This window comes from uncultured Thiocystis sp., assembly GCF_903866365.1.
Taxonomy (GTDB): domain Bacteria; phylum Pseudomonadota; class Gammaproteobacteria; order Chromatiales; family Chromatiaceae; genus Chromatium.
In genome coordinates this window covers 1-2516 of the sequence record NZ_CAIPNF010000387.1, presented here as the reverse complement: position 1 = coordinate 2516, position 2516 = coordinate 1, and the positions used below count along the sequence as shown (strand labels likewise).

General features: G+C 59.3%; 4 protein-coding genes. All 4 read right to left on the bottom strand.

Going from position 1 to position 2516, the window contains the following annotated elements; all coding sequences use genetic code 11:
- The coding region (locus QZY07_RS21480; protein ID WP_295407197.1) for a redoxin family protein at positions 1-585 on the bottom strand (585 nt) is incomplete at its 3' end.
- 54 nt (positions 586-639) lie between these two features.
- The gene (locus QZY07_RS21475) at positions 640-1197 is read right to left on the bottom strand and encodes a cache domain-containing protein (protein WP_295407193.1); all 558 of its coding nucleotides are present in this window, start codon (positions 1195-1197) and stop codon (positions 640-642) included.
- A gap of 61 nt (positions 1198-1258) precedes the next feature.
- Positions 1259-1825: an acetate uptake transporter gene (locus QZY07_RS21470; RefSeq protein ID WP_295407190.1), complete on the bottom strand. Its 567-nt coding sequence runs from the start codon at positions 1823-1825 to the stop codon at positions 1259-1261.
- A 198-nt stretch (positions 1826-2023) separates the two neighbouring features.
- Positions 2024-2374 carry a hypothetical protein gene (locus QZY07_RS21465; protein ID WP_295407187.1) on the bottom strand — a complete coding sequence of 117 codons (351 nt, stop codon included), beginning with the start codon at positions 2372-2374 and terminating at the stop codon, positions 2024-2026.
- Positions 2375-2516 lie beyond the last annotated feature (142 nt).

Sequence of the window (2516 nt, the reverse complement as noted above, 5' to 3'; positions counted from 1 at the left end):
GGGGTACGACAACGATTCCTTCATTTTCGGGCCATAAGCCAATAAGCGCGAGGCCGATTGCGCCAAATAAAGGCACCCGTACAAGTGCCCATGGACATGTCCCGCTGGCTCAGCGATAAGGTCGTGGAGGCCATTGTCGTGGGCCAAGCCCTCCCCCCGCAAAGCGCCGACGAGATCCTTCGTAGAACCGTGAGCGGTTTCCGGCGGAGCAACCCGGGCGATGCCATCGATCGTGCCCCCCATGACCCGGCACACCGGACACCAGGTCGCCCAGAAATAGACCAGCACCGGCCGGTCCCGCGCTGCCGCGAGGTCGAAGGGTCGACCGTCCAGCGTGACCCGCGCGAGGGGCGGCGCCGCGCCGCTGGCCAGCGGTCGGGCCTTCCACCATTGGACCCCGGCAACGATCAGGGCAAGGTTGAGCAGCCAGCCGCGCCAGCGGTGGCGGTGGCGGTGGCGGTGGCGGGAGGTCGGTGGGAAGGGGTCAGCGGCGGGCTTCCTGGATGCAGCGGGGATCCTGAAGGCAAGGAGCGCGTGCGCTCGCGTGACAGTCCGCCATCGCCCACCAAGGGGTCTGACGATCAATCAGCGATCGTCAGACTCCATGTGCCCCCTTCTAGGGCTCCAGGCAGGCGGGATTCAGGGCACGGCTTTCGGGGACTTCTGCGTTGATTCCTCAAGGATGTTGCTCAGATCGGCAGGCGTGAGCTGATCATCATAGATCCCCGCCCCAACTCGGATGTCCGACTTGAACGAGACCGCGGCGCTTTGGGTATAGGAAATCTTGCGCGACGCCTTGGCTTCGCCCGGCTTCGGCCACCAATACTCGACCCAGCCACCGTCCTGGTTGGCGCTCGCTTGGCAGAGATGCTGAAACAGCGGTTGGTCTTTGTCGTCACGCATCCGCAGGATAGGTTTGCCCACCAAGTCGGGGCGCAGAGGGTGAGCGATCATGACATCCTCGCGACAGCTATACACGAACACATAGCTGTCTTTCCACACCCAGCGAGCATCCTTGTTGTTGTTGAAATCCGAAAAACCGGCCAAGCCCTTCTCGTTCAGATATTGGACAGCCTCATGCACCTTTAATACCACTTCCTTGGCCGTGGCAGGAGCAGGATCGGCGGCCCACGCGATCGTCGTGGCAGTACCCAGGTTCGCCGCGAGGGCCGCCAGAACAAACGTCATTTTTCTCATCGTCGAATTCTCTTGAGTCAGACTGCGCGGAAAGGAAAGCTACGAGCGGAACGGTGGGCGGTTACTTAACCCAGGGCTTGCCTGCGGGCAAGAGTTCCCGCTCGTAAACCTCGTTGAGGATGATCCGAGCCATCATGTACCAAGCCGTGAGGGCGCAGGCCATCAGGACGTAACCAGCAACGACCGTCATCGCCGGATAACCGAAGTGCGCGAGATCTAACAGGATGAAACCTAGCAGCAGCAGGGTGAAGGTGATGGCCATGGCGCCGTGGATGCGCAGAGAACCGACCCAGAGGATCGCCGTGAACAGGGTCCAGGCGACCAGGAACCAACCAACATCTTGCGTGCTGGCTTTAAAGAGGTCGTAGTTGTTCGCGATCAGCATCAACGCCAGCGCAATCCAGAAAGCGCCATAGGAGGTAAAGGCGCAATACCCGAAGTGATTGCCGGTCTTCTGCTCCTGAAGCCCGGCGATGAGTTGGGCTGCGCCGCCGAAGATCAGCCCGAGCCAAACCACCGGTCCGATGCTGGACATCCAGCCCACATTATGGAATTGCAGCACCATGGTCGTGAGACCGAAACCAGCCAGACCGACGACGGCCGGGTTACCCAATTTTTGTTCCGCCATTTTGTTTTGTCCGATCACGAATAAAGAGGGAGGAGATAACCCTGCTATCCTAACGCATTGCTCTTGTTCGCCGCATATCCGATCTGGATTCGCCCTCACAGCTTCGCGATGATTGGGCCAACTGGCCACACGAATCCAATTGATGACACGCCCTAGACTAAGCCACATCTTCTACATACCCGCCAGCCACTTTCCCGATCAACCCAAACAGCAGGTCCGGCAGGTTCGACACCCCGTTAGCGTGAAGACGCGCAACGCCAGGAGGTGTCGCGAGATAGTCCAGTAGCGCGGGCTGAAGCGCGTTGCATCGGGTAATAGCACCCAATCGCGGTAGCCAGGCGAACGGTAGGCAAAGGCGGCATCCAGGAGTTGATGATAGAAAACCCGATTCATGCGCCCGATCCTTGAGTTCCACGGCTGTTCGATGATCTTCAGCCGTGACCAGGCAACTGCCAGGGCTTCCTCGTGCAACCGATGGTATTGGCCGCCCAAGAGTTGACGCAACACATCGCAATGAAAATGGAATAGCTCATGCTGATGGGTTTTCATGACTCACGTTTCGGAGTTGAAGTTCGCCATGGCGATCGTCTCAGACCTCCATAGAATCAGTCTCTGCGCCCTCCAATTGGAGGGTGAACTCATCGAGTTGCAGTGCCTGAACGAAGAAGCGCTGCACCTGCTCATCGATGGC

What these genes read in the sequence shown, in the direction of transcription:
- QZY07_RS21470 (WP_295407190.1), bottom strand. Translation starts at nt 1,825, where the DNA reads ATGGCGGAACAAAAATTGGGTAACCCGGCCGTCGTCGGTCTGGCTGGT.
- QZY07_RS21465 (WP_295407187.1), bottom strand. Translation starts at nt 2,374, where the DNA reads ATGAAAACCCATCAGCATGAGCTATTCCATTTTCATTGCGATGTGTTG.
- QZY07_RS21475 (WP_295407193.1), bottom strand. Translation starts at nt 1,197, where the DNA reads ATGAGAAAAATGACGTTTGTTCTGGCGGCCCTCGCGGCGAACCTGGGT.